This is a genomic window from Bradyrhizobium liaoningense (assembly GCF_018130785.1).
Taxonomy (GTDB): Bacteria; Pseudomonadota; Alphaproteobacteria; order Rhizobiales; family Xanthobacteraceae; genus Bradyrhizobium; species Bradyrhizobium liaoningense_A.
The window spans coordinates 88,804-114,099 of record NZ_JAFCJT010000016.1; the positions used below are offsets into that span (position 1 = coordinate 88,804).

Annotated in this window: 33 protein-coding genes; 14 read left to right on the forward strand and 19 right to left on the reverse strand. The window is 64.2% G+C overall.

Features of this window, described 5'->3' with window-relative positions:
• The first annotated feature begins 1 nt into the window (after position 1).
• Entirely contained in the window at positions 2 to 856 is an 855-nt protein-coding gene (locus JQ627_RS26675) for a DUF1499 domain-containing protein (RefSeq protein ID WP_212487050.1), read from the forward strand.
• A gap of 55 nt (positions 857 to 911) precedes the next feature.
• On the opposite strand, the gene JQ627_RS26680 is transcribed toward JQ627_RS26675, so the two are convergent.
• From JQ627_RS26680 to JQ627_RS26695, 4 genes are all read right to left on the reverse strand, one after another.
• The gene (locus tag JQ627_RS26680) at positions 912 to 1,835 is read right to left on the reverse strand and encodes an MBL fold metallo-hydrolase (RefSeq protein WP_212487051.1); all 924 of its coding nucleotides are present in this window, start codon (positions 1,833 to 1,835) and stop codon (positions 912 to 914) included.
• A gap of 171 nt (positions 1,836 to 2,006) precedes the next feature.
• Positions 2,007 to 3,221 (reverse strand): acyl-CoA dehydrogenase, encoded by a 1,215-nt coding sequence (locus JQ627_RS26685; RefSeq protein ID WP_212487052.1) that lies wholly within the window; start codon positions 3,219 to 3,221, stop codon positions 2,007 to 2,009.
• 137 nt (positions 3,222 to 3,358) lie between these two features.
• Complete coding sequence (gene ribB, locus JQ627_RS26690; protein WP_212487053.1) at positions 3,359 to 4,435, reverse strand: 3,4-dihydroxy-2-butanone-4-phosphate synthase; 1,077 nt, start codon at positions 4,433 to 4,435, stop codon at positions 3,359 to 3,361.
• A gap of 174 nt (positions 4,436 to 4,609) precedes the next feature.
• The gene (locus tag JQ627_RS26695) at positions 4,610 to 6,340 is read right to left on the reverse strand and encodes a cation:proton antiporter (protein WP_212487054.1); all 1,731 of its coding nucleotides are present in this window, start codon (positions 6,338 to 6,340) and stop codon (positions 4,610 to 4,612) included.
• 67 nt (positions 6,341 to 6,407) lie between these two features.
• Between JQ627_RS26695 and JQ627_RS26700 the strand changes: the two genes are divergently transcribed.
• Entirely contained in the window at positions 6,408 to 6,935 is a 528-nt protein-coding gene (locus tag JQ627_RS26700; protein WP_212487055.1) for a DUF3124 domain-containing protein, read from the forward strand.
• 91 nt (positions 6,936 to 7,026) lie between these two features.
• A complete protein-coding gene (locus tag JQ627_RS26705; protein ID WP_212487056.1) occupies positions 7,027 to 8,259 on the forward strand; it encodes a PLP-dependent aminotransferase family protein in 1,233 nt (410 codons plus the stop codon).
• Positions 8,260 to 8,267: 8 nt separating this feature from the next.
• Here JQ627_RS26705 and JQ627_RS26710 read toward each other — a convergent pair whose 3' ends face one another.
• Entirely contained in the window at positions 8,268 to 8,540 is a 273-nt protein-coding gene (locus JQ627_RS26710) for a helix-turn-helix domain-containing protein (RefSeq protein WP_212487057.1), read from the reverse strand.
• A 155-nt stretch (positions 8,541 to 8,695) separates the two neighbouring features.
• Here JQ627_RS26710 and JQ627_RS26715 point away from each other — a divergent pair, with 155 nt between their 5' ends.
• Both JQ627_RS26715 and JQ627_RS26720 read left to right on the forward strand, forming a co-directional pair.
• Positions 8,696 to 9,148, forward strand: a complete 453-nt coding sequence (locus JQ627_RS26715; RefSeq protein WP_212487058.1) for a hypothetical protein — start codon at positions 8,696 to 8,698, stop codon at positions 9,146 to 9,148.
• Positions 9,149 to 9,297: 149 nt separating this feature from the next.
• Complete coding sequence (locus JQ627_RS26720) at positions 9,298 to 9,522, forward strand: hypothetical protein (protein ID WP_212487183.1); 225 nt, start codon at positions 9,298 to 9,300, stop codon at positions 9,520 to 9,522.
• A gap of 69 nt (positions 9,523 to 9,591) precedes the next feature.
• Here the strand turns inward: JQ627_RS26720 and JQ627_RS26725 are convergent, their stop codons facing one another.
• The 5 genes from JQ627_RS26725 to JQ627_RS26745 form a co-directional block, all read right to left on the reverse strand.
• Positions 9,592 to 10,410, reverse strand: a complete 819-nt coding sequence (locus tag JQ627_RS26725; RefSeq protein ID WP_212487059.1) for an aldo/keto reductase — start codon at positions 10,408 to 10,410, stop codon at positions 9,592 to 9,594.
• Between the two features lie 304 nt (positions 10,411 to 10,714).
• Positions 10,715 to 12,289, reverse strand: coding sequence for an alkaline phosphatase (locus tag JQ627_RS26730; protein ID WP_212487060.1), 1,575 nt, complete (start codon positions 12,287 to 12,289; stop codon positions 10,715 to 10,717).
• Between the two features lie 118 nt (positions 12,290 to 12,407).
• The gene (locus tag JQ627_RS26735; protein ID WP_212487061.1) at positions 12,408 to 12,827 is read right to left on the reverse strand and encodes a hypothetical protein; all 420 of its coding nucleotides are present in this window, start codon (positions 12,825 to 12,827) and stop codon (positions 12,408 to 12,410) included.
• Positions 12,828 to 12,935: 108 nt separating this feature from the next.
• On the reverse strand, positions 12,936 to 13,937 hold the full coding sequence (locus tag JQ627_RS26740; protein WP_212487062.1) for a nitronate monooxygenase family protein: 1,002 nt from the start codon (positions 13,935 to 13,937) through the stop codon (positions 12,936 to 12,938).
• Between the two features lie 64 nt (positions 13,938 to 14,001).
• On the reverse strand, positions 14,002 to 14,739 hold the full coding sequence (locus tag JQ627_RS26745; protein WP_212487063.1) for an SDR family oxidoreductase: 738 nt from the start codon (positions 14,737 to 14,739) through the stop codon (positions 14,002 to 14,004).
• Positions 14,740 to 14,904: 165 nt separating this feature from the next.
• Between JQ627_RS26745 and JQ627_RS26750 the strand changes: the two genes are divergently transcribed.
• The gene (locus JQ627_RS26750; RefSeq protein WP_212487064.1) at positions 14,905 to 15,369 is read left to right on the forward strand and encodes a helix-turn-helix domain-containing protein; all 465 of its coding nucleotides are present in this window, start codon (positions 14,905 to 14,907) and stop codon (positions 15,367 to 15,369) included.
• Between the two features lie 172 nt (positions 15,370 to 15,541).
• On the opposite strand, the gene JQ627_RS26755 is transcribed toward JQ627_RS26750, so the two are convergent.
• The 4 genes from JQ627_RS26755 to JQ627_RS26770 form a co-directional block, all read right to left on the reverse strand.
• Entirely contained in the window at positions 15,542 to 17,155 is a 1,614-nt protein-coding gene (locus JQ627_RS26755; protein WP_212487065.1) for a DHA2 family efflux MFS transporter permease subunit, read from the reverse strand.
• Positions 17,152 to 18,306, reverse strand: a complete 1,155-nt coding sequence (locus JQ627_RS26760) for an HlyD family secretion protein (protein WP_212487066.1) — start codon at positions 18,304 to 18,306, stop codon at positions 17,152 to 17,154. The genes JQ627_RS26755 and JQ627_RS26760 overlap by 4 nt, the downstream gene beginning before the upstream one ends.
• Before the next feature lie 206 nt (positions 18,307 to 18,512).
• Positions 18,513 to 18,671, reverse strand: coding sequence for a hypothetical protein (locus JQ627_RS26765; RefSeq protein ID WP_212487067.1), 159 nt, complete (start codon positions 18,669 to 18,671; stop codon positions 18,513 to 18,515).
• A gap of 23 nt (positions 18,672 to 18,694) precedes the next feature.
• Positions 18,695 to 19,069 (reverse strand): PRC-barrel domain-containing protein, encoded by a 375-nt coding sequence (locus JQ627_RS26770; RefSeq protein WP_212487068.1) that lies wholly within the window; start codon positions 19,067 to 19,069, stop codon positions 18,695 to 18,697.
• 152 nt (positions 19,070 to 19,221) lie between these two features.
• Here JQ627_RS26770 and JQ627_RS26775 point away from each other — a divergent pair, with 152 nt between their 5' ends.
• From JQ627_RS26775 to JQ627_RS26800, 6 genes are all read left to right on the forward strand, one after another.
• Entirely contained in the window at positions 19,222 to 19,449 is a 228-nt protein-coding gene (locus tag JQ627_RS26775; RefSeq protein ID WP_212487069.1) for a hypothetical protein, read from the forward strand.
• Positions 19,450 to 19,526: 77 nt separating this feature from the next.
• Positions 19,527 to 20,078 carry a DUF4142 domain-containing protein gene (locus tag JQ627_RS26780; protein WP_212487071.1) on the forward strand — a complete coding sequence of 184 codons (552 nt, stop codon included), beginning with the start codon at positions 19,527 to 19,529 and terminating at the stop codon, positions 20,076 to 20,078.
• Between the two features lie 206 nt (positions 20,079 to 20,284).
• A complete protein-coding gene (locus JQ627_RS26785; RefSeq protein ID WP_212487073.1) occupies positions 20,285 to 21,175 on the forward strand; it encodes an SDR family oxidoreductase in 891 nt (296 codons plus the stop codon).
• Positions 21,176 to 21,252: 77 nt separating this feature from the next.
• Positions 21,253 to 21,837, forward strand: a complete 585-nt coding sequence (locus JQ627_RS26790) for a phosphatase PAP2 family protein (protein WP_212487075.1) — start codon at positions 21,253 to 21,255, stop codon at positions 21,835 to 21,837.
• A complete protein-coding gene (locus JQ627_RS26795) occupies positions 21,834 to 22,181 on the forward strand; it encodes a DUF3147 family protein (RefSeq protein WP_212487077.1) in 348 nt (115 codons plus the stop codon). Before JQ627_RS26790 ends, JQ627_RS26795 begins: the two co-directional genes overlap by 4 nt.
• Positions 22,181 to 22,663, forward strand: coding sequence for a hypothetical protein (locus tag JQ627_RS26800; RefSeq protein ID WP_212487078.1), 483 nt, complete (start codon positions 22,181 to 22,183; stop codon positions 22,661 to 22,663). Before JQ627_RS26795 ends, JQ627_RS26800 begins: the two co-directional genes overlap by 1 nt.
• A 148-nt stretch (positions 22,664 to 22,811) precedes the next feature.
• Here the strand turns inward: JQ627_RS26800 and JQ627_RS26805 are convergent, their stop codons facing one another.
• Positions 22,812 to 22,970, reverse strand: coding sequence for a hypothetical protein (locus JQ627_RS26805; protein ID WP_212487080.1), 159 nt, complete (start codon positions 22,968 to 22,970; stop codon positions 22,812 to 22,814).
• 172 nt (positions 22,971 to 23,142) lie between these two features.
• Here JQ627_RS26805 and JQ627_RS26810 point away from each other — a divergent pair, with 172 nt between their 5' ends.
• The gene (locus JQ627_RS26810; protein WP_212487082.1) at positions 23,143 to 23,397 is read left to right on the forward strand and encodes a hypothetical protein; all 255 of its coding nucleotides are present in this window, start codon (positions 23,143 to 23,145) and stop codon (positions 23,395 to 23,397) included.
• Positions 23,398 to 23,555: 158 nt separating this feature from the next.
• Here JQ627_RS26810 and JQ627_RS26815 read toward each other — a convergent pair whose 3' ends face one another.
• The 3 genes from JQ627_RS26815 to JQ627_RS26820 form a co-directional block, all read right to left on the reverse strand.
• Complete coding sequence (locus tag JQ627_RS26815; RefSeq protein WP_212487084.1) at positions 23,556 to 23,762, reverse strand: hypothetical protein; 207 nt, start codon at positions 23,760 to 23,762, stop codon at positions 23,556 to 23,558.
• 82 nt (positions 23,763 to 23,844) lie between these two features.
• Positions 23,845 to 23,976, reverse strand: a complete 132-nt coding sequence (locus JQ627_RS39545; protein WP_283817138.1) for a hypothetical protein — start codon at positions 23,974 to 23,976, stop codon at positions 23,845 to 23,847.
• Between the two features lie 118 nt (positions 23,977 to 24,094).
• Positions 24,095 to 24,289, reverse strand: a complete 195-nt coding sequence (locus JQ627_RS26820) for a hypothetical protein (protein WP_212487086.1) — start codon at positions 24,287 to 24,289, stop codon at positions 24,095 to 24,097.
• A 94-nt stretch (positions 24,290 to 24,383) separates the two neighbouring features.
• On the opposite strand from JQ627_RS26820, the gene JQ627_RS26825 reads away from it, so the two are divergent.
• A complete protein-coding gene (locus JQ627_RS26825) occupies positions 24,384 to 24,896 on the forward strand; it encodes a DUF4142 domain-containing protein (RefSeq protein ID WP_212487088.1) in 513 nt (170 codons plus the stop codon).
• A 5-nt stretch (positions 24,897 to 24,901) separates the two neighbouring features.
• Here the strand turns inward: JQ627_RS26825 and JQ627_RS26830 are convergent, their stop codons facing one another.
• Positions 24,902 to 25,198 (reverse strand): hypothetical protein, encoded by a 297-nt coding sequence (locus tag JQ627_RS26830; RefSeq protein WP_212487090.1) that lies wholly within the window; start codon positions 25,196 to 25,198, stop codon positions 24,902 to 24,904.
• Between the last annotated feature and the right edge of the window lie 98 nt (positions 25,199 to 25,296).

Below are 25,296 nucleotides of genomic sequence, written 5' to 3' on the forward strand. Positions count from 1 at the left end.
GATGGCCCGCAGGTTTTCCGCTCCCTATCAGTCGGAGCCCGTGTCGAGCCTCGCGAGCTGGGCGCGTAATCTGGCCGTGTTCGCGGTGGTGGCGGTGGTGGTCTCGATCATCATCGTCCGCTTCGACTTCCTGGAGATGAAACCGGCGCTGATGGCTTTCTTCGGCGGGCTCGCGATCGCCGGCCTCTCGATCCTGTTTGGGCTCGCAGGCTTTGCCGCGATCTGGCAGAACGGTTCGCGCGGCATGGCGCGCATCCTGCTCGCTTTCCTCATCAACGGCGCAATCCTCGCCTATCCCGCCTATCTCGCCTTGCAATACCGCAAGCTGCCCCCGATCTACGACATCACCACCAATCCCATCGACCCGCCGCGCTTCGACGCGCTGGCGCACGTGCGCACCGGCGATGGCACCAACCCCGCGGTCTATGCCGGCCTCTATTCCGCCGAGCAGCAGCGCCAGTTCTATCCCGACATCGAGCCGATCGAGCTGGAGGTCCCGGTCGATCGGGCCTATGCGATCGCGCGCCAGCTCGTCATCAAGCGCAAATGGCTCGTCATCGACGAGCGCGAGCCGCAGCCGCCGCGGCGCGTCGGCCGCATCGAGGCGGTGGCACGGACGCCGATCATGGGGTTCCGCGAGGACGTCTCGATCCGGGTCGTACCCGACGGTGACGATTCCCGCGTCGATATCCGCTCGGCCTCGCGCTATTTCGACAGTGATCTCGGCAGCAACGCCGCGCGCATCAAAAAATTCATCGACGATCTCAACACCGCCGCCGATGCCGACGCGCTGAAACCGGTGAAGAAGACGCCGGTCACGCCGCCGAAGGCACCGGCAAAGACGGTGAAGAAATAGCGCCGCTGTCATTCCGGGCGGTCCGCAGGACCGAGCCCGGAATGACGCCGGAGAGCTACGCGCCCGCCATTCGATACGTCCCGCCAATCACGGGATCGCCATCCGTCGTCACCACGCCGCGCGCGACCAGATCTTCCAGATGCGCCAGGACGGAATAGCCGGCGGCCGTCGTCAGCCTGGGATCGATGCCGATATAGATCGCGCGGACCATGGTCGGGATGTCGGTCTCGCCCTTGGCGAGACGGTGCAGGATCGAGGCTTCGCGCGCCTTGCGGTGGCGAATCAGGAACCGCACGAAGCGCTGTCCGTCCGGGATTTCAGGACCGTGGCCGGAGAAATACAGATCCTCTTCGCGCGCGGCGAGACGGTCGAGCGACTCCATGTAGTCGATCATCGAGCCATCGGGCGGCGCCACGATCGAGGTCGACCAGCCCATCACGTGATCGCCGACGAAGTTGAATTTCCGTTCGGGCCAGGCGAAGGCGAGATGATTGGCGGTGTGGCCGGGCGTCGCCACGGCCTCCAGACGCCAGCCGGCCCCCTCGACGACGTCGCCATGGGCGATCCTGATATCGGGCGCGAAATCGCGGTCGGCGCCGGACTCCGGATTGTGCTTCTCGCTCTCGAAGCGCGGGCGGGAGGCACGGTGCGGGCCCTCGGCATAGACAGGCGCGCCGGTCGCCCGCTTGATCCGTGCGGTGTTCGGCGAATGGTCGCGGTGGGTGTGGGTGACGAAGATATGGCTCACCGTCTCGCCCCTGACAGCATCGAGCAGGGCGGCCGCATGCGCTTCGTCGTCCGGGCCGGGATCGATGATCGCGACCTTGCCTTGGCCTACGATGTAGCTGACCGTGCCGGTGAAGGTGAACGGGCTCGGATTGTTACAGAGCACGCGCCGCACGCCGGGACGGACTTCCTCGACGACACCGGCTTTGAGCGGAAAGTTGCGGTTGAACGGGACGTCGTCGTTATCGGACATGGGACTTCCTGTGCACTGCAGCCCCAACCCTCGTCGTCATACCCCGCGAAAGCGGGGTATCCAGTACGCCGCGGCGCCTGAGGCGAAGGCGAGGTCTCTAGGATACTGGATCGCCCGCCTTCGCGGGCGATGACAGCGGAGCAAACTAACCGCGGCCGAAGAACGCTGCGACTAGAAAAACGCCTGGATGCCCGTGATCGCACGTCCCAGGATCAGGGCGTGGACGTCGTGAGTCCCCTCGTAGGTGTTGACGGTCTCGAGGTTATGGACGTGGCGCATCACGTGGTACTCGGCCGAGATGCCGTTGCCGCCGTGCATGTCGCGCGCGACACGAGCGATGTCGAGGGCCTTGCCGCAATTGTTGCGCTTCATGATCGAGATCATCTCGGGGGCAAACTTGCCTTCGTCCATCAGACGGCCGACGCGAAGCGAACCCTGGAGGCCCAGCGCGATCTCGGTTTCCATGTCCGCCAGCTTCTTCTGCACGAGCTGGGTCGCGGCGAGCGGCTTGCCGAACTGCTTGCGGTCGAGCGTGTACTGGCGGGCGCGGTGCATGCAGTCCTCGGCGGCGCCGAGCGCGCCCCAGGAGATGCCGTAGCGGGCACGGTTGAGGCAGCCGAACGGGCCCTTGAGGCCGGACACGTTGGGCAGCAGCGCGTCCTCGGGAACCACGACGCCGTCCATCACGACCTCACCGGTGATCGAGGCGCGAAGCGACAGCTTGCCGCCGATCTTCGGCGCGGAGAGGCCCTTCATGCCCTTTTCCAGCACGAAGCCGCGGATCTGGTTGTCATGCTCGGCCGACTTGGCCCAGACCACGAACACGTCGGCGATCGGCGCGTTCGAGATCCACATCTTGCTGCCGGTCAGGCGATAGCCATCCGAGACCTTCTCGGCGCGGGTCTTCATGCCGGCCGGATCGGAGCCGGCGTCGGGCTCGGTGAGACCAAAGCAGCCGACCCATTCGCCGCTGGCGAGCTTCGGCAGGTACTTCTTGCGCTGGTTCTCGTCGCCATAGGCGTAGATCGGATACATCACCAGCGAGGACTGCACCGAGTTCATCGAGCGATAGCCGGAATCGACTCGCTCGATCTCGCGCGCGACGAGGCCGTAGGCGACGTAGCTCGCATTGGCACAGCCATATTCCTCAGGCAGCGTAATGCCGATCAGGCCGAGCTCGCCCATCTCGTTGAAGATCTCGCGGTCGGTCTTCTCCTCGAGATACGCCTTGGTGACGCGCGGCAGCAGCTTGTCCTGGGCGTAGGCGCGAGCGGTGTCGCGCACCATGCGCTCGTCTTCGGTGAGCTGCTCGTCGAGCAGGAACGGATCGTCCCACTGGAATGAAGCCGAAACCGGCTTGTCCTTGGCCTGAGGGCGCACGCTCATGAAACGTCCTTTCGTCTGGTTCCGTCAAAATTTGCCCGACAAAGTAAAGCGCCGCGGCAACAAGTGCAATTGCGTTGCACATCTGTGGGTCTGCGTGAATCCCGGGGATGCGCAGCGCGCGCCCCGGGATGACAGCGCTAGCTTTCGAGCTGCTCGTTCGCGACGATCTCGATGCCGAAGCCTGACAGGCCCTTGTAGTCGTGCACCGATGAGGTGAGGTGGCGGATCGAGGTGACGCCGAGATCGCGCAGGATCTGCGCGCCGACACCGACCTCGCGCCACTGGCGGTTGCGGTCCGCCTCGGTCGCGCTCTCATCGGGCAGCGGGGCAACGGGGACACCGGCGGCGCCGTCGCGCAAGTAAACCAGGACGCCACGGCCGGACTTCTTGAAGTGCTCGAGCACCGTCGCCATGCGCTTGTGGCCGGTGAAGATGTCCTTGACGATGTTGGGCTTGTGGAAGCGCGTCAGCACGTTCTTGCCGTCGCCGACGCCGTTATAGACGAACGCGACGTGGGCAATGGAATCGAACGGCGAGCGGTAGGCATAGCCCTGGAGCGGCCCGATCGGGCTGTCAGTGACGAAGGTCGAGACCCGCTCGATCAGCTTCTCGCGCACCTGGCGGTAGGCGATCATGTCGGCGATGGTGACATGCTTGAGCTTGTGCTGGGCGGCGAAGCGCGCGACCTGCTCGCCCTTCATCACGCTGCCGTCGTCGTTCATCAGCTCGCTGATGACGCCGACCGGCGGCAGGCCGGAGAGCTTGCACAGATCAACCGCTGCCTCGGTATGGCCGGAGCGCAGCAGCACGCCGCCGTCCTTGGCGATCAGCGGGAAGATGTGGCCCGGACGGGCGAAGTCGTTGGCGCCGACGTTGGGATTGGACAGCGCGCGGCAGCACGAGGCGCGCTCTTCGGCCGAGATGCCGGTGCCGCCGTCGGGCTTGTAGTCGATCGAGACCGTGAACGCGGTGGTGTGCGCGGAATCGTTGTGGGCCACCATCGGATCGAGCCGGAGGCGGCGCGCATCCTCGGTGGTCACGGGGGCGCAGACGATGCCGGAGGTATGGCGGATGATGAACGCCATCTTCTCGGCGGTGCAGAGCGAGGCGGCGACGATCAGATCGCCCTCGCCCTCGCGGTCCTCGTCGTCGGTGACGACCACGAGCTCACCCCGGGCAAAGGCCTGCAAGACTTCCTGAACGTTATCGGGCATTTCCCAATCTCTATCGGTTATGGCCGGGAGGCTTAGCCGGACTTGGGCCGGGGCGCTAGTCTCCCCAGCGCAACCACACATGCCGGACGGCAGGCTTGCCCAGGGGGTGGGCTTGCACCGGGCATACCAGGGATATAGGCGCGAACGGCGCGGGAAGAAGGCGGCCGGATACCCTCAGGGCAACACTTCCCGCCGCTCGCCGAGCCGCTGATCAAGCTCGGCGCGCTTGTCGGTCAGAAGCCCGGCCTGGGCGGCTTCGATCACGGTAAACAGCTCATGAGCATCGCTGAGCCGGGTCACAGTGACGTAGCTGGCTCCGGCCGCGTAGAGTTCGCCCACATCCGACAAAAGATCTGCTGTTGCAACGATCATGGCGGTCGGGTTGAGGGTGCGGACGTGGCGGACCAGCTTCTCGTTGCTGGCGCCCTTGAGAAGCGCGTCCGGCACGCTGAGGATGATCATCTCGGAGTTGCCGACGCCGGCATGGAGCAGCGTGTCGGCGCTACTGATGTCGCCGTAGATCACATGCAGGCCGCGCGACAGCAGCGTCTTGTACACATTGGGGTTGAAGTCGATCACGGTGATCTGCTCGAGAAGCACCGGCGCCTGCCGTTCGATCTCGGCCAGCAGCGCGCTCGCCGCACGGAAAAAGCCGAGGATGACGATGCGGCGGGCCTCGCCATGGCCGCCCTCGTGCCCGTCCTCGGCATGGCCGTTGCCATGGTCGAGGTCGCGCAGGCCGATCCGCTTCAGGGGGCCGATCGCCCAGCGGGTGATCTCGTCGCTGCGGGTCATCACGAACGTCGAAAGCACGGCCAGGACCACGAAGGCGAAGGAGGCCGCATTTGCCGTCTCGGCCGCGATGTGGTGGTCGGCGACGCCGGTCTGGATCACGACCAGCGAGAACTCCGAGATCTGCGCGAGGTTCAGGGCCGGCAGCAGGCTGGCGCGCAGGCCCTGCTTCATCAGGTAGAGCGGCGCGAAGGTGGTGACGAGGCGGCTCACCACGGTGAAGGCCGCGATCATCAGCGCAAGCCCGATCACGGAGAGGCCGGGCACGGGAATGGTCATGCCGAGCGCGACGAAGAACAGCGTGATGAAGAAGTCCCGCAGCGTGGTGACCTTGGCGGTGACGTCGAGCGCGTAAGGGAAGGTCGAGAGCGAAACGCCGGCGATCAGGGCCCCCATCTCGCGCGACAGCGACAGCCGTTCCGCGGTCTCGGCGACAAGGAAGCACCAGGCGAGCGCGCCAAGCAGGATCAGCTCGGGGCGGCGGGCGATCTGGTGGAACAGGCGCGGCAGCACGTAGCGGCTGACCAGCAGCGCGGCGGCGACCAGCACCGCGACACGACCGATCGACAGCAGGATGACGCTGACCTCGAGATTGGCGAGGCTCGGCTGCACCGCCAGGAACAGGATGGCGAAGATGTCCTGGAGCACCAGCACGCCGAGGGTGATGCGGCCGGGCAGCGTGTCGAGCTCGCGTTTCTCATAGAGCACCTTGACGATGATCACGGTGCTCGACAGCGCGCAGGCGACGCAGAGATAGATCGCATCGAAATGCCCGCCGCCGAGCGACAGACCGATGCCGACGAAGAACAACACCCCGAGCAGGCAACCGCCGAGAAGCTGGCCGCCCGCCGCGAACAGGATCACCTTGCCCGCGCGCACGATCTTCTTCAGGTCGATCTCGAGGCCGATCATGAACAGCATGAAGATCAGGCCGAGCTCGGAGATGACGCTGATCGATTCCTGCGACTGGACCCAGCCGGCGCCGAATGGACCTATGCAGAAGCCGGCGATAAGGTAGGCCAGGATCAGCGGCTGCCGCGAAAAATGGGCGAGCAGGCCCAGCATCCAGGCAAACAGAATACAGAGAGTGATGTCGCGAATGAGCTCGTGCATATCAAATTGGTCCGTTTTGCCGCACCCTAGAGACAGGTTGCGGCGCGGCAATCGAGCAATTCGTCACATGCGAAAAGGGCTTTTCGCAGCAATGCTGCTATGCCCCCTCGCCTGCACCGTGCCCGCAACCGCGCAATCCAAGGTCAATATCGAACAAAACTTTGCCGATTCGCTCACCACACTGCCGAAGGAGGAACTCGCCGTGTCCGGCGGGTTCTACGTGCCCGCCTATTCCAGCGTCGCGATGAGCCAGGGCAAGCTGCGTGTCGACTTCTCGGTGACGCTGAGCATTCACAACGCCTCCGAGACCCAGCCGCTGGTCGTCAAACGCATCGCCTATTTCGACACCGCAGGCAAGCAGGTCGAGAGCTATCTGAAGGCTCCGGTAGCCGTAAGGCCACTGGCCACCGTCTCGATCTTCATCCCGACCGACGACGTGCGCGGCGGGACCGGAGCCAACTTCCTCGTCGACTGGGCCGCAACGGGCGAGATTGCCGAGCCTGTGGTCGAGGCCTTGATGGTTGGCGGCGTCGCCAATGCGCACTACGCTTTCATCAGCCAGGGCCGTCCGACCCGGACGGTCGGCAAGAAGTAAGGTCGCCCCCTCGGGCGGCCGGCAACAAGGAAAACAGGCTGACCGGCGCAACACCGGCTGGCTCAACAAGAACAGAACGAGGAACGCTCCCATGACGTCCAGCTTCGATTTCGCGCCCCTGTTTCCCGCAGGGCTGCCGGCCCCATCTGCGCGCTGGACGGGCCTTGCCAAATACAGTTTTGTCGGCGGCAATAATGATTCCGAGCAACTGCCGCTTGACGGCCTGATCGAGGCGACCAACGCGGCCCTGCAACGCGAAGGCCGCTCGCTCGCCACCTACGGGCTGGCGCATGGTCCCCAGGGCTATTTACCCTTGCGCGAATTCCTGGTGACGAAACTGAAGCGCGATGCCGGCATCGACTGCACCATCGACGATCTGCTGATCGTCTCGGGCTCGCTCCAGGCGCTCGACCTCGTCAACGCTACGCTGCTGACGCGTGGCGACACCGTGATCTTCGAGCAGGAGAGCTATCAGGGCTCCTTGACCCGCCTGGCCCGGCTCGGGGTCAACGTCGTTGGCGTCCCCCTCGACCAGAACGGCATGCGCATGGACGTGCTGGCCTCGACGCTGGCCGACCTGAAGAGCCGCGGCATCCGTCCCAAATACATCTACACCATACCGACCGTGCAGAATCCAACGGGCAGCATCATGCCCGAGAGCCGCCGCGCCGAACTGGTGCGGCTCGCAACCGAATACGGCGTGCCCATCTTCGAGGACGATTGCTATGCCGACCTCGTCTGGTCGGGGCAGCGGCCGCCGGCAATCCACGCGATGAGCCCGAACGGCGGCGTGATCCATATCGGCTCGTTCTCGAAATCGATTGCGCCGGCGCTGCGCGTCGGCTTCATCGTCGCGCCCTGGGATGTGATGTCGCGGATGCTGGCGCTGAAGACGGATGCCGGTTCGGGCGCGCTGGAGCAGATGGTGCTGGCTACCTATTGCAAGCCGCATTTTTCGAGCCACGTGCCGGCGCTGACGAAGGCGCTGCGCACCAAGCTCGACACGCTGATGGAGGCCCTCAACGAGCAGTTCGGGACAGCGGCCGAGTTCGAGGAGCCGAAGGGCGGCATCTTCCTCTGGGTGAAGCTGCCCGACCAGGTCGATACGCTAAAGCTGTATCAGGCCGCGCTTGCCGCAGGCGTCTCGATCAATCCGGGACCGGAATGGTCGACCAACAAGAAGCATTCCAGCTCGCGTCTGCGGCTGTGCTTTGCGAGCCCAACGCATCAGCAGATCCGCGAGGGCGTCGCCGTGCTGGCCGAGGTCTGCCGCAAGGAGTTCGGCGTGCCCGCCCGCAGCGCCAACGTGGAGAAGCGGGCCTAAGGCTCGCATCAGGCAATTTGGGGCTGGCTGCCGTGGATCGCGGAGGCCAGCCGCAGCAGCAGCACGATCGAGACGTTGCCCTTGCCGGCCTCGATCTGGGCGATGTAGCGCTCGGAAATCCCGGAGCGGCGGGCCAGCTCCCGGCGCGACAGCTCGCACCGCGCGCGCGAGGACCTCAAGCGTTCGCCCAGCTCGGCCAGGAACGCGGTCTCGGAATAAGGCGGCACGGCGCAGCTCCCCGGCAGCACCTCGCCCGCGAAATCCATGACTTGATTCAGCATCGGTCTATCCAATTTCGCCTTCGGGAGCGCCATCCTACCCTTGATACGGCCGGCCTCATTGACGCGGATCAAATTCGCGCGTGATTGATAGCTCGCGTGGACGATCGCGCGCGGGATGCTACATTTGGAATTGTTCGAGGCGGGGTTTTCAGGACATGACGCGTTGTTTGAGCCGCTGGATCGCGGCGGCGGTGCTGTGGATTGCGTTCACGCCCGCGGCCCGCGCCGAGACGCTTGCGGCGACGGTCGAGCAATGGGGCCTGCTCGGCTCATGGGCGGTCGATTGCGCGGCTCGGCCCGACCGCGACAAGGGCTCGCTGTTGACTTACGAGATCAGGAAGGACGGCCGGGTGATGTACCGGCGCGATTTCGGCGAAGCCAAAGACGAGAACGAAGTGGTGTCCGCCGCGGTCGACGCCGAGGGGCTGCTCAATGTGATGGTGTACTTCCCCTCGCTGCACCAGACGCGTGAGTTCGGGCTGTTGCTGACGAAGGACGGCAGCCTGCGCGCGATCTACAATCGCAGCGAGCGCGGCGTGTACACGATCAGGGACGGCAAGTACGTCGCGACAGGCGCGCCGACACCTCCACAGCAACGCTGCGATTGACCATCACGCTTGAGCATGATCTCTCGGAAAACCGCTTCATACTTTTTCCGGATCATGCTCTGTCTGAACAGGCATTCAGAATTCTCTTCCCGTTCCTCCGGAACGTTCACGCACATGCGCCGTTCTCATTTGCATTGGAGGAGGACATCATGAAGAAGCTTGGTTATGTGGTTGCGGCTCTCGGCGCACTCGTCATCGCGGCGCCGACGCTGGCAAGTGCGGAAACGGTGGTGATCAAGCATGGTCATCATCACGGCCCGTACGGCGCCCGCGCCGAATACGGCATGCATCGTGACCACGGCTGGCATCGCGGCTGGCACCATCGCGACCGGGTCGTGGTGGTCAAGCGCAGCCATCGTCACCACTGGGACTAACGCGCAACGCAACATGGAAATGGCCCCTCGCGGGGCCATTTCTTTGCGTGCTCGAAACGTTCGGCGAGACTAATCCCACACCGGCGCAAAGCCTGGATTGACGCAACGCCTGTCCTTGGGCAACGCGGCGATCTTCTTGCGGTCGGCATCGTCGAGCGTGATCTTCAGCGCATCGAGATTGGCCTGCTGGCTCTCGCGGCGCGAAGCCTTCGGGATCGCAGCGACGCCGCTTTGGTCGAGCAGCCATTTCAGCGCGACTTGCGCCGCGGTCGCGTTGTGCCTGGCGCCGATTTCAGTCAGCACTGGGTCTGACGCAATGCGTCCTTGCGCGAGCGGGCAATAGGCGACCAGCGGGATCGACCTGGCGTTGAGATAGGCGAGCAACTTCGATTGATCGAGCATGGCGTGATATTCGACTTGGTTGCAGGCGATCGGCGCCTTGATGTCCTCGACCACGGTCTTGAGCAGCGCCGTGGTGAAATTGGCAACGCCGATCGCCCGCGTGCGTCCTTCCTCCTTCAGCTTCATCAAGGTCTCGAACACCGCGCCCCAGTTCGCTGATTTCGATGGCCAATGCACGAGATAGAGGTCGACATGGTCGAGCCTGAGCTTGGCCAGGCTGGCGTCGAAGGCGCGGCGGATTGCATCGGGGCTGAGGTTCTCGTGCCAGACCTTGGTCGTGACGTGCAACTCGCCGCGCGGCAGCCGGGCGGCGGCGAGTGCAGCACCGATCGGTTCTTCGTTGGCGTACATCTCGGCGGTGTCGATATGGCGATAGCCGATCGACAGCGCGCTCTCGACCGCAGCCCGGCAGGCATCACCCTGCATGCGGAAGGTGCCGAGGCCGAGTTTGGGCATGCTGATGCCCTGTGTCTTCAGATTATCCATGGGTCAACTCCTGACGTATTTCAGCCGCCGAACACGCGGTGAGGCCGCGGGGGACAGACTCTTCGGTGATGGAAAAGAGATGGCGGGAGCGATCAATATAGCGCGGAAGGCGCAGGCCCGCCAACCAAGATCGGGTTAGCACTGGGGGGCGCGATGCCTCTCCACTGTCATGCCCGGGCATAGCCGTCCCATGGACGGCGTCGCTTCCGCTCGCCTATGCCCGGGCATCCACGTTCTTCGCGCGGGGAGCAAGGCGTGGATGACCGGGTCAAGCCCGGCCATGACGCGGAGAGACCCCCGTCCCTCACGAATGCTGCGCGACCACGGCCGGGCGTGCCTGCGGCTGCGGCACGATATCGACCGACCAGAGGTCCCGGTTGTCGACGTCTTTCAGCGTCACCGTCATGACGCCGCTGCGGCCGTCGATGTCGACGCGGCCGAAGAACTGCAGGCCGAAGCACGGCGCGAGGTTCTCCCCCTGCGCCGCGCTGCATCCGTTCTGATACATCGCGACCGGGCCAAAGGTGTTGTCGAGTTCGCCTGGTCCCCAGGTGCCGGCATGCAGCGGGCCGGAGACGAACTCCCAGAACGGCTCAAAGTCCTGGAACTGCGCCTTGTTCGGATCGTAATAGTGCGCGGCGGTGTAGTGCATGTCGGCAGTGAGCCAGACGATGTTGCGCACGCCTGCGCGCTTGATGGAGCTGAGCAGATCAGCGATTTCGTGCTCACGCCGATCGGGCGCGCCATTGCCGAGCGCGACCGCGTCAAGGCTCACGAGGCTGATCGGCAAATCGGCTGCGATCACCTTCCAGGTCGCGCGCGAGGCAGCGAGCTCCCGCTTCAGCCAGGCGAGCTGCTCGGTGCCGAGAATCCAGCCGCCATGATCGTCGCCCTTGTTCCAGGTTTCGTCGCGAAAACTGCGCATGTCGATCATGAAGACGTCGAGCAGCGGACCGTAGGCGACCTTGCGATAGATGCGGCCCTGCCGTGTACCGAGGTCGCGGATCGGCATGAAGTCGAAGAAAGCGCGGCGCGCGCGTGAGACCAGACGCGGGGTGCCGTCATCCTCGTGGCCGGCCTCGTCATAGCTGCCGGTCGGGGACCAGTCGTTGGTGACTTCGTGGTCGTCCCACTGCGCGAGCATCGGCACCTCCGCGTGGAAGGCGCGAAAATGCGCGTCGAGATGATTGTATTTGTAGTTGCCGCGGAACTGAGCCAGCGTGTGCGCGACCTCGGCTTTCTCCTCGGTCACCAGATTGCGCCAGGTCTCGCCGTTCGGGAGCTTCTGTTCGGAAGGGATCGTGCAGTCGGCGTAAATATGGTCGCCGGAATGGATGAAGAAATCCGGGCGGTTGTCGAGCATGGTGCGATAGCTGCGATAGCCACCGCGCGAGATGTCGATACCCCAGCCCTGCCCCGCGACGTCGCCGGACCACACGAACGAGATCGACTGGCCCGCGGCCGGCGCGGTGCGGAAATGGCCGACGCGGCTTTCGCCGGCGATGCCGGTCGCGATGTCGTCGAAGCGCACGCGATAGAAGATGTCCTGCCCGGACGGCAGATCGTTCAGCAGCAGTTTTGAGGTGAAGTCGGCATCGGGCAGCGCATCGCGCGAAGCTGACGCTACGATCGTCTTGAAACTCTCGACGGTTGAGCATTCCACCTGCATCCGCGCGGGCCTGTCGGCGCGCGCCCAGATCACGGCAGAGCCGTCCGAGACATCACCGGACTGAATGCCGTCCGCGATTTGCGGGCGATCGGCAGCGCGGCTGATGGATGGCTTTGCGAGTGTGCCGAGCGCGGCAACGGCGAAACTTGAAGTCGAGCGGACCAGGAACTGCCGCCGGGTCCATGCGCGCGAGGCGCGGAGCGTTGCCATTCAGGAAACCTTCGTCGAATCGCGACGGAAGGTGCCTGCGCCGTTTGACTCCTATCCTGACGGTTTCTTGACTCCGGGCCTACGGTTTTGCGACGCCCGGATGACGCGGCAGACCCGGCTAGCGCTTCCAGTTGCAGATGCCGCCGGTGCGACACGGCCAGGTCTGGATGCGGGTGTCCATCGCCTGCGCGTCCAGCGGATTACCGCGACGATGTGCAAGCTTGGTGCGCGCTGCGCCGCGTGGCTGGGCGCTCCTGGCATGAACAACCTTCGGCTCGGCCACGTGCACGCGCTCGGCGGCAACCTTCTTCGGCACGTCGATGGGTTCGACGCGCGCCTGCGCCTCGTTACCACCCTTCGCCTCCAACGCGACCGGGGCGAATTGCGTCTCGGGCCCGAGCCGCTTTGGCGACAGCACGGCCTTGGAGAGATCGAGGCCAAAATACTCACCGGGCTTATAGTCGTCAGCGCGCGCGACGCCGCCACCCGCGAACACGAGAGCAACGGCAACCGCCAAATGAACGCTCTTCAGGACCACTGACGCCTCCTGAAATTGATTATTGAAGGGGTAATTTACCCCTATTTAGGAGACGTCCCGCGCAATTCCAGCGGCCAAGTGCCGCCGTGGTTAAGAAGTTTGGCTGTGTCAGGCGACCTTTCGCGCCGCACCCGTCCCGTCCAGGAACCCCATCAGCCGGCTGCGGATGATTTGTTCCGCCTCGGACATGATGCGATCGACGAGTTCCTTGCAGGAGGGGATATCGCGGATGAGGCCTGCGACCATGCCGCAGCTCCAGGCGCCCGCGTCCATCTGGCCGTCCAGCATGATCTTCGGATAGACGCCCGCGACCTGGTCGTGGATATCGTCGATGGTCAGCTTGGCGCCCTTCTCGCGCTCGATGTCGAGCAGACGATCGACATTGGCGTTCTTCAGCACACGTTCGGTATTGCGCAGAGCGCGCATGATCAGGCGGGTGTCGAGCTCGGTGGCCGCGACCAGCGCGTTCTTCACGTTCTGATGCACCGGTGCTTCCCTGGTGGCGATGAAGCGCGTGCCCATGTTCATGCCCGCTGCACCCAGCGACAGCGCCGCGACGAGGCTGCGCCCGTCAGCCATGCCGCCGGAGGCGACGAACGGAATCTTCAGTTCCTCCGCCGCGCGCGGCAGCAGGATCATGTTGGGAATGTCGTCCTCGCCGGGATGGCCGCCACACTCAAAGCCATCGACGCTGACGGCGTCGCAACCGATGCGCTCGGCCTTCAGTGAGTGGCGGACCGAGGTACATTTGTGGATCACCTTGATGCCGGCGGCCTTCAGCGCGGGCATGTATTGCTCCGGACTGCGCCCCGCGGTCTCCACCGCCTTGATGCCACCTTCAACGATGGCCGCGATGTATTCCGGATAGGGCGGCGCCGAGAAGGTCGGCAGGAAGGTGAGGTTCACACCGAACGGCTTGTCCGTCATGTCGCGGCAGCGCGCGATTTCCTTCGCGAGCAACTCCGGCGTCTTCTGCGTCAGGCCCGTGATGATGCCGAGCCCGCCGGCATTGGAGACGGCAGCGGCGAGTTCGGCAAAGCCGACGAAATGCATGCCGCCCTGGATGATCGGATGCTCGATGCCGAACAGTTCGGTGATCGCGGTCTTCACGTAAGTTCTCCTCCCGGAATTTTGCCTAGGTTGGGATCAGTCTAGCCGGGCTTTTGCGCCGCCGTCACCATTTCTCTCCGAACGGGCGGATCTCCATCTCGAAGGTCCAGGCGCTCTTCGGCTGCTGATAGAGCTGCCAATATGCATCCGCGACCGACGACGGCGGCATCAGGAGATCGGGATTATCAAGCGCATCCGGTCCGAGCGCTTCGAGCCGGCGCTGCCGCACCCATTCGGTATCGACGCCGGAATCGATGATGAGATGGGCGACGTGGACGTTCTTCGGACCAAGCTCGCGCGCCATCGCCTGCGCCACCGCGCGCAGGCCGAATTTCGCGCTGGCAAACGCTGCAAAGCCGCTGCCGCCGCGCAAGCTCGCGGTCGCACCGGTGAAGAAGATGTTGCCGCCGCCGCGCGGCAGCATCAGCCGTGCTGCTTCGCGGCCCGCGAGGAAGCCGGAATAGCAGGCCATCTCCCAGACCTTCCGGAACACGCGCTCGGTGGTGTCGAGGATCGGGAAATTGACGTTGGCGCCGACGTTGAAAATGCAGACTTCGAGCGGCGCGTGCTGGTCGGCGTCATTGAGGAAGGAGATGATCTCCTCCTCCTTGCGCGCATCGAGCGAGCGCGCGTGAATCTCGCCGCCTGAAGCCTCGATGTCCTTCACCAGCGGCGCCAGCTTGTCGCCGTTGCGACGTCCGGCGAAGACCGTGAAACCTTCCGCGGCAAATTTCTTGGCGATCTCGGAGCCGATGAAATCGCCGGCCCCGATCACAGCTGCTGTCGCGTTTCGCTTGGGCAAGGTCGCCTCCTCCGGTGAGAACGATGTGTGATTGGGGTGAAGGCTATAGTTCTAAAATAGAACTGTCAAACCACGAGGGCGAATGGTAGCCTTCGCTAGAAATAGCGCTGATCATTCAAGTCAGTTCCTTTTTCTGACTTACTACCCTTTGCCGGAGATCGCTGCATGAAGTGGGACACGCTGGATGAAGAGCCCTGCTCGCTCTCCCGCACCGTCGCCGTGGTCGGCGACCGCTGGACGCTGCTGATCCTGCGCGAATGTTTTTTACGCGTGCGGCGGTTCGAGGGATTTCAGTCCTCGCTCCAGATCACGCGCCATCTGCTCTCGGAGCGGCTGAAGAAGCTGGTGCGGTTCGGCATTCTGCGCCGCGTCCCCTATTCCGAGGCGCCGAAGCGCTACGAATATATCCTGACGCAAAAGGGCCTCGACCTCTACCCGATCATCATGGCAATGGTGCATTGGGGCGACACCCACATGGGCGACGAGCGCGGCCGACCGCTGCTGCACCAGCACAAGACTTGCGGCAAGCAGTTCGACCCCGTGATGGTGTGCTCGGAATGCGGTGAGCCGCTGCATGCGAAACAGGTGCATGTGCATGCGGGGCCTGGGCGGAAGGAGGCGCTGGGGTGAGTGGCGCCGAGTAACAGGTGTCATGCCCCGGCTTGACCGGGGCGTCCAGTACGCCGCGGCCTCTCTGGATCCCCCGACTGCCTCTGGAATACTGGATCGCCCGCCTTCGCGGGCGATGACAGCGATGGTGGGATACGCTCTTGCGCCAAAGACGCACTGATGGCATTGCCCCTCAATGCCCCCTTGCCGGCGCATGCAGATCGATCGGCCGCAGCACGGCCGCCGTCGGGATCATCAGCACCGCGACGATCGCAAGCGTCCAGAACACATCAATATAGGCGAGGAAATCGACCTGCTGCTGCAAGGTCTTCCCCACCCAGGCGACCGCCTGTGACGCCGCATCGCTCGCATTCGAGCCTTGCGCCTGAAAATAGCGTGTCATGGCGTCGATGGTCTGCTGGTAGCCGAGATCGGATGGCGCGGCGTGCTCGATCAGGCGGCTCTGGTGGAATTGCTGACGCTGCGCCAGAATCGTCTGCGCGAGCGCAACGCCCATGGAGCCGCCGATGTTGCGGGCGACGTTGATCAGCGCGGAGGCCTGGTTGGTCTTGTCGGGCGGCACGCCGTCATAGGACGCGGTCGTCACCGGCAGGAACAGGAAGGGCAGGCCCAGCGCGAGGAAGATGCGCGACAGCGCCGCATAGCCGTAGGTGATGTCGCCGGTGAGCCCCGTCAGATGCCACATCGAGAACGCGACGATGGCGGCCCCTAACATGATGAGGTATTTCGGCTGCACCGTGCTGACGAGGCGACCAACCACCGGCATCAGCACCAGGGTAGCGACGCCGCCGGGCGACAATGCGAGACCGGCCAGCAGGGCCGTGTAGTTCAACTCGGTCTGAAGCAGTTGCGGCAGGAGCTGGGTCGTCGAGATCAGCACCGCGCCGGTGCCGAGCATGACCAGGAAGCAGGCAGCGAACTGCCGTCGGCCGAGCAGGCGGAGGTCGACGATGGGGTCCTCGCGCGTCAGCTCCCATGGGATCAGCGCGAGCAGCGAGACGGCTGCGAGCACCGCGAAGAAGACGATCACGTTCGAGCCGAACCAGTCACTGCGCTGGCCTTCGTCGAGCACGTATTCGAGCGAGCCAAGTCCGATCGCGACGAGTGCGAAGCCGACATAATCGACGCGCAGGCCCTTGCTCAGCAGCTTCTCCCTCTCCTCCTCCGCACCCGACGGTTCCTTGACCAGCGTACCGACCAGGAACAGCGAGAGCATTCCCATCGGCACGTTGATCAGGAACACCCAGTGCCAGCTGTAGGTATCCGTGATCCAGCCGCCGAGTGTCGGGCCGATCACGGGCGCGACCACCACTGCGACCCCGTAGATCGCGAAGGCCTGGCCGCGCTTGTGAGGCGGAAAGGAGTCCGCGAGGATCGCCTGCTCGCTGGTCGCCATGCCGCCGCCACCGAGACCCTGGAGGATGCGGAACAGCACCAGCGCCTCCAGATTCCAGGCGAAGCCGCACAGCAGCGACGCGACCGAAAACGTCGCCACGCATATCATGTAAAAACGCTTGCGGCCGATCACGGTCGACAGCCAGCCCGATATCGACAGCACGATGGCGTTGGCGACGAGATAGCTGGTGATGACATAGGTGCTCTCGTCGATGCCGACGGCGAGCCCGCCAGCGATGTGACGCAAGGCGACATTGGCGATGGTGGTGTCGAGCACCTCCATGAAGGTCGCGATCGAGACCACGAAGGCGATGAGATAAGGATTGTGTCCGCCAGCAGCCGAGCGCTCCGGCGACCAGCCGCCTGCGTCACCTCGCGCGGTGTCCGTCATCGCACCCTGGTCCAGGGCACGACCGACATGCCGGGACCGACCGGCAGATCGGCCGGCCAATTGTCGACCACGATCTTCACCGGCACGCGTTGCACCACCTTGACGTAATTGCCGGTGGCGTTCTCCGCCGGCAGCAGGCTGAACGCGGTGCCCGATCCCGGCTGCACGGAATCGACATGTCCCGTCAGCTTGCGCCCGGGATAGGCATCGATGCGGATCTCGACCGGCTGCCCCGGACGCATGTCGTTGAGCTGCGTCTCCTTGTAGTTGGCGACAATCCAGACTTCGTCGGGCACGAACATCATCAGGCTCTGCCCCGCCGTCACGAACGTGCCTTTGGCGCCGCTGAGCTTGGCGATCCGGCCGGACTGCGCAGCGACGACGCTGGTATATTGCAAATTCAACTTGGCCTGGTCGAGCTGCGCCTGCGACTGCTCCAGCTGCGCCTTGGCGCCTTCAAGCTGCGCTTGCAGCGTCTTGATGCCGACTTGCGCGGCCGTCACCGCGGTCCTGGCGCGCTCGGTGTTGGCCTGCTGCGCCTGAAGATCGGAGCGGGTCTGCTGCTGGCGCTGCACGGTGCCGGCGCCCTTTTCGACCAGATCCTGGGCGCGCGCAAATTCCTCCTGGGAGAACCGGAGCTGGGCCTCGGCCTGTTCGAGCTGCGCCTGGGCTTGCTTGATCTGCTCCTGCTGGGAGTCGATTTGCGCCTCGACATTCGCGATGTTGGCTGCCGAGACGGCAACCTGCGCCGTCGCCTGATCGACGGCGATGCGATAGTCGCGCTCGTCGATCTTGGCGATGAGATCGCCCGCGTTGACATGCTGGTTGTCGGTAACGGGGATATCAGTCACGTAGCCGCCGACCTTCGAGGCCACGGAGAAGCTGCGTGCGGCAATGAAGGCGTCGTCGGTGGATTCATAGTGACGCGCCTCCAGCCAATAGAGCAGACCGCCGACAAGAGCCGCGATCAGCACGATGGCACCGACAGCGGCGAGCAGCCGATGCTCCCGAAGCCGTTCGCGCAGCGTTGGCGTCTTCGCCGGCTGCTGGTCCGTGGCGTCGCCGGTCTGATCAGGAGATGTTTTCGGAGCGTCCTTCCCCTTCTGCGGCTGTTCCGCGGACGGGCCACGCTCCCGCGTTCGAGCATCCACGGCGAACACCTTTCTCGGGATTAGCCGGCGGCAGGGCGGCTAAAGCCGGCTCGAGCCGGCTCGCGCGCCCCGAGCCTAACCGCAGCGCCAAGGCATGGTTCCGGCTGCGGGGAGCACCGCTGTTATTCGTGAATGCACTGCCCAAAAAAGAAGCGCGGCACCGTGCGTGCCGCGCTCGTCTCGAATGCCGTTGTCGGCGCTTTTGCTCAGTGCGTCTTGGTCTCGTGCCACTTCTCGAGGTCGGGCTTTGTCTCGCCCGACTTCTGCTCTTTCTCGGGATTGCCCTTCCAGGGCTTGTCGGTCTGGGCGTGCGATCCCCAGTCATTCTGACGCCGGGGATCGTCGGTGGGCCGTTCCTTGCTCATCGGATCTCGCTTTCCATCACAGCTTACGCGAAGGGGACGCCGTAATACGAGTTGATGCCACGGACTGCCGCGTCGTCACCCCAGTTCCAATCGCTTCGTTCACCGTATTTCGGCGCGCCTTCGAGCGCCTTGGCGGTGATCCCGGTGACATAGCCGCCAAGCTCCGTGTCGTATTTCAGCGACTGCCAAGGCAGCGGATAGTGGTCGTTGCCGAGGCCCAGGAAGCCGCCGAAGCCGAGCACGGCGTAGGAGACCTTGCCGCTGACCTTGTCGATCATCACGCGTTCGATCGCGCCGATCTTGTTGCGATCAGCGCCATAGACCGATGTTCCCTCGACCTTGTCGCTGCCGATCAGCCTGCCCATCTCGCTGCGGTCCAACTCGCCTTGTTTCAGCATCTCAATTCTCCACTCGGCCAATGTGTGGATCAACTTGCGTGAAGGACTGATCGTTCCTGCGTGCAGGTGCGGCATCTCGCGACCAAACGGGAACATCACGGAAAACGCGCCGTTTTCATATTCACATCAGGAAACCTGGCGTGAGGTGAAGCATGAGCGATTTCCGCGATATCCAGCACGGCATCAACGATCCCGTCGACGGGGTCGACGTCAAGCGGCAGATCAACACCAACCAGACCCCGCATGAGCGGGCGCAGCGACACGCCGATGTGCGCGCCGATCCGTCGGCCTCGCCGACAGAAACGTTCCTGCCTGAGAGACTGCGGCGCAAGCCGACCGATCCGATCAATCCGCGCACCGGTCGCAATCCGACGGACTAGGAACCTCGGTCCCGGCGCGGTGTTGGCGCAAAGACCCGCGCAGCAAGCGGCCGTGCCGCCAATCCGGAGGACCGACCATGAAACGTGCCGTCATCGCCTTTGCTGGCGTGCTTCTCGCAGGCCCCGCGCTCGCCCAGTCGCTCGGCGAGAAGACCGGCATCAACTCGGTGCTCGGCGTCGCGCCAGCTACCGCCGACTTCGTCAAGGAGGTCGCCACCAGCGACATGTTCGAGATCGAATCGAGCAAGCTCGCCGGGCAGAAGGGCACCGCGCAGGAGAAATCCTTCGCGCAGCAAATGGTGACCGACCACACCAAGACCAGCAGCGAGCTCAAGGGCCTCGTCGGCGACGGCAAGGTGCAGGCGACCCTGCCGACGGCGCTCGACAGTTCGCACCAGAGCAAGCTCGACAAGCTCAAGGGCGCCTGGGGCAAGGATTTCAGCTCGGACTACAATTCCTACCAGGTCAGCGCGCACGAGGACGCGGTCTCGCTGTTCGAGCGCTACGCCAAGGGCGGCGACAATTCGGCGCTGAAGGATTGGGCCGGCAAGACGCTGCCGGCACTCAAGCATCATCTCGATATGGCCAAGGAGCTCGGCAAGGCGCCTAGCGTCGGGCAGTCCAAGTAAATCATCGCATGAGGACGCCGGCGTCACCGACGTTCTCATATTAGCAACGATTGCTCCTCTCCGCTCGTTGAGATCGCACGGTTGCGGAGACCACCATGGCGCATCAAGGCAAGGCTTCCGTATCCCGCCGGCACGTCGTTCACGCGGCGAGCGCAACGCTCGCTACGGCTTCGCTGGCGTCTTCGTCAGCGAAAGGAAACCCAGAGATGGCCGAGCACGACCTGATCGATCCCGTCACCCGCTATCCGAAGCCGCCGTTCAAGAAGCAGTCACAGCCCTGGCCAGGGCTTGCCGGCAAGATGGAGCCGCGGCCGGACCATGGCGAGAGCAGCTACAAGGGCTCCGGCCGGCTCGCCGGCCGGAAGGCGCTGATCACCGGCGGCGATTCCGGCATGGGCCGCGCGGCCGCGATCGCCTATGCGCGCGAGGGCGCCGACGTCGCCATCAACTATCTGCCGGCGGAAGAGCCCGACGCGCAGGAAGTGATCGCGCTGATCAGGAAGGAGGGGCGCACCGGGCTTGCGATCCCCGGAGATCTCAAGGATGAAGCGTTCTGCAAGAAGCTGGTCGAGCAGACTGTGCAAGACCTCGGCGGGCTCGACATCCTCGTCAACAACGCGGCACGGCAGCAGACGCGCGCGTCGATCCTCGACGTCTCGTCGGAAGACTTCGATGCGACCATGAAGACCAACATCTACGCGCCGTTCTGGATCATCAAGGCAGCGATGCCGCATCTCAAGCCGGGCTCATGCATCATCGGCACGACGTCGGAGCAGGCTTACGATCCCTCGGCGGACCTCTACGATTATGCACAGACCAAGGCCGCGACGATGAACTACGTGAAGTCGCTGGCGAAGCAGCTCGCTTCGAAGGGCATTCGCGTCAACGGCGTCGCGCCGGGACCGATCTGGACGCCGCTCCAGGTCTCCGGCGGCGCCACGATGGAGAAGCTCGAGAAGTTCGGCGGCATGACGCCGCTCGGTCGCCCCGGCCAGCCCGCCGAGCTCGCTTCGATCTATGTGCAGCTTGCCGCGGCCGATGCGAGCTATGCGACGGGCCAGGTGTATGGCTCCGCGGGCGGATCGGGACAGCCGTAACGCTTCGGCCGAGGAACTATCGTCGGCCCTTGGCTTTACAAAACTGTCATGGAGATCGTTTCGCCAACCGTAGACCGATGGCGCTCGTAACAGTCAAACCAACGCGGATCGATGTCGCGATCGCGAACGAGATCGCGGATCACACCAATGTAGAGCTCGAGGAGATCGCCGAGGCGCTGACCTGGGGCGCGGACGAGCATGTGCTGCTTGCCCTCGCCGCGTCAGGCTGGCTCTACGGCCGGCTTCAACCTGCCGAAGAGCGCCGCGCGGCCAATCACATTCTGGCGGTATCGCTGATGACAGCGATCCTGCCGCACCTCCTCAAATCGGCATTCGATCAGGTCAGGCCCGACCGACTGACTGTGCGAGGCCATCGCCGCGGTGTTCCGTTCTCCGGGCGGTCCCGCGACGCATTCCCGTCGGGCCACGCCATGCATATGGGCGCGCTGGCATCAGCAGCCGGCCTGCTGCCACCGGCCCGCCGCCGTCTCGTCCGCTCCATCGCCGTGTCGCTGTCATTGACGCGCGTGGCACTGCTCGCGCACTGGGCCAGCGACGTCGTCGTCGGCTTCACCCTCGGTATCGTCATCGAGCGATTACTGAGGCCGTGGTCATTGGCGAAGCCGCGGCTCGGGGCCCAAAGCCGGCGGGTAAGATCATGACCGAGTATGTCGTGCGCTTCATCGCCGGCGGCGTGATCGTATCCGCCTTCGCAATCCTCGGCGACATGCTCAAGCCCAAGAGCTTTGGCGGCCTCCTTGGCGCCGCGCCGTCGGTCGCGCTCGCCACGCTCGGCATCGCGGTCGTTCAGCACGGCCCGCAATACGCTGCGGCCGAAAGCTGGACCATGATCTACGGCGCGGTCGCCCTCGCCTGCTACAGCCTCGCCGTCTGCCATCTCCTGATGAGATTTCGGCTCGCGGCGCTGCCCGCCACCATTGTCGCTTTTGCCGTATGGCTTGCAGTCGCCTTCGGCCTGCTAGCGGGTCTTGGAGGTGCCGCCTGATGCTGATCGAGCTGTCATCCTCGGCGCTCAAGCGAACGCGCTGGTACGAATACGGCATTCGCTTCCTGCTCGGCGGACTGGCGACGGTTTTCGCGGGCATCATGGGCGCGCGCTTCGGCGTCTCGGCCGGCGGGCTCTTTCTCGCCCTCCCCGCCATCTTCTGCGCCAGCGCAACGCTGATCGAAAGCCATGAGCGCCGCGCCAAGGAGAAGGCCGGTTTCAGCGGACGAAGACGCGGGCAGCAGGCGGCGGCGCTGGACGCCGCCGGCGCTGGCCTCGGAAGCATCGGCCTCGCGGCGTTCGCGGCCGTGTTCTACGGCATGGTGTCAGCAAGCATCGTCGGCGCGTTCGCCACCGCCATTCTGGCCTGGGCCATGGTTTCGGTGTCGGCGTGGTGGCTGAGGCGGAAGCTTCGCATCACCTCTCGCCGCGAGGAACACGGGCGCCAGGCGCGATCAGCGAACGGCCGCGGCCTCCGGTAGCATCAGGAAATCATGCATCGCGGCAGCGGTCTGAAGCTGATCGATGCGCGCCATAACAGAATCGCGCTGCTGTCCATCCGGCAAGCCCGACAACTCGTGCTCGAGCCGCAGCTTCTCTGCTTTGAGACGTTGTTCGAATGTATGCGGCTCAGACCGTCTTCGCATCTTCCGTCCTCGGTGGTTGCAGCCCTGAGCTGTTGGCCCAGCGCTCGACTTGATCGATGACCTTCTGGTGGCTCGGACGCACCGGCTTGGGCGCCTCGGGCTCCTCGGAAAGCCTGCGAGGTAACCTGACTTCCTCCGTCATGGCCTATCTCCCTCTGCAAGAGAATGCGCCATCGGCGGAGTTGTTTCAATAATAACCCATTGATTTTATTGTATATTTTTACTCATTTGGGGATTTTGGCGACTCTTGTGGAACTCTTGGGGAGTTAGTTCATTGAGTAATCTACTCAACTTGCTCAATCTGAGTGCTCAACATGAACGACCTTCGCGCCGAGCGCCTCCAAGTCATGCTCTCGCCGGAAGAGCTGGCTGCTGTTGACGATTTCCGGTTCAAACATCGCATGCCGACGCGGGCGGCAGCGGTCCGCGAACTCCTCAAGTTCGGACTGGCAACCCTGGGCGTGGACGCGGAAGCCGGTGTGAAATCGAGCAGCTTCGGCGTGTTGGGCCGCGGCCCCGAGGGACACACTCAACGCGATCCCGAAAGCGGCAACGAAACCGATCCATAGAGGCCATCGATAAGCAAACGGCCCCGGCACGGTGGGTGCCAGGGCCGTCCTTGGAGATTGCTTCCGGCTCACCGGGGGTATGACAACCGGAAGCAGCTTGTCGACGCTTCGCGCGGGGATTCGTTCCGCGCGAAAAATCTTCCACCGTTCGAGCAGCTCTACCCGCTCGGCGCTGCGCCGGAATCATCCGGCGTCATGCCGGAGCCCGGCGTCTTGCTGTCGTCATTCAGCTTGGGATCACGCGTCGCTTCGCGCGACGACGAACCTTTCGGGTCCGTCTTGTGCACGGTCTGCGCGCGTTCTTTGTCGCGCGGCTGCTCCTCGGCGCGCTTGTCCTTGATGATGCCGTGGTCGGAATGCGCCATGATATCCTCTCGCTTCTTCTGATGTCTCGAAGCAGTTACGCGCTGGCACAACGAATGTTCCAGCGCGAGAGGCTCCACAACGCTAACTATGTGTGGCGTGGGTTGCCGCCGATGCATTCTCCAGATGCACCTGCCGCACCGTCGTCACCGTCGCGAACGCGACCGAGACGCCAAAGGCGAGAATGAGCGAAAGAAGAGCCAGACGTGGAGCCATTGCAAAACCTCCTTCTGGAATCAAAAACCAACGCGATCGACTGTTCGTGGATGATCCTGGATTGGTCGCTTGCATTCCGTGAGCGGTCTCACACGCAGATTCACGAAAATGAGCGCGCTCACGCATCCTGCGTTTGGAGGACGCGGACCTTTACGGGCGGAATTTCACCGTCCAGCCAGTCCTGCTCTTTCGCCAGTGCCGTCCAGGCATCCGCCATGCGCAAATAACGATTGTGGGCGGGCTGCCCGTCCGCGCGCTCGGCGAGCTGAAGGCAGTTGTCGGCATTATCCCTGAAGATGTCAGACTGTTTCATCGCGAAGATCTGGGGACGGAACTCTCGCTCCGCAACCGCCCTTAACGGATCGTAACGCCAGGGAACTTCGCACGCTGTTGGTCATTGGAGATGCATGAGGATACTCGTCGCGATAGTCCTGGCGTTCATCAGCACCTCGGCGTTCGCCGACAGCACTGGTGCGCGAACGGCCGGCGACCGCATGCCGAACGCAACCGATGTCATCACCGGTCTCTACACCTTCAGCCGTTTCCAGCAGGGCCTGCTGGAGAGCACCGACCTGAAAGGCAATGCGGAGATGAAAAATCTCGCGGCCCTGCGCGCCGAAGAGGCAGGCAAGCGCGACAAGACCCTGAAGCAGATTCAGGACGCGATCGGTGCGGAGCCGCATGCCGGCAAGACGACGTCAGTGAGCGCAAGCCTCGTCGAGCCCGAAGATGCGGATGAACCAACTTACGTCAGAAGCTTCTATGCCGCGCAAATCCCCGAATATGAATCCGTCATCAGCCTGCTCGAGCGCTATCTGAAAGCGCCCGACAATCCCGCGCTCGCCGCCTTCGCGCGCGAGCAATTGCCGATGCTGCGCTCGCAGGTGAAAGATGCGGAGCGCACCATGGCGGACAAATAGCAGCCCTATTTGTCTTCCGGATGATGCTGCTGGTTCTCCGGCCGCACCGTGCGGTTACTCTCGGGCATCTTGTCCCGGCCGGCATCGCCATTGTCGTCCTTGCCGCCCGAGGTCGAGGTGCCGCTGCCGCTTGGGTTCGATCTGGTTGCGGTCCCCGTCGTCTGCGAATCCGCGTGTGGCGTGGCGGAGCTTGCGGCGGGGTCGCCGGTCACAGCCCCGCGCCCGCTGGGCGCACCGGCCTGGGCCAGCGCTGATCCGGCGGCAAACCATGTGATGATCAAGACGGCCAACGCGGCTCTCATATGCGGTCTCCCTGGGTTCGCGGGCTAACCTCGAGGCTGGTCCTCCGTTCCTCGGCCGGCTGGGAGTACTGGTGCCGGCCAAATGCCGGCGCTCAGGC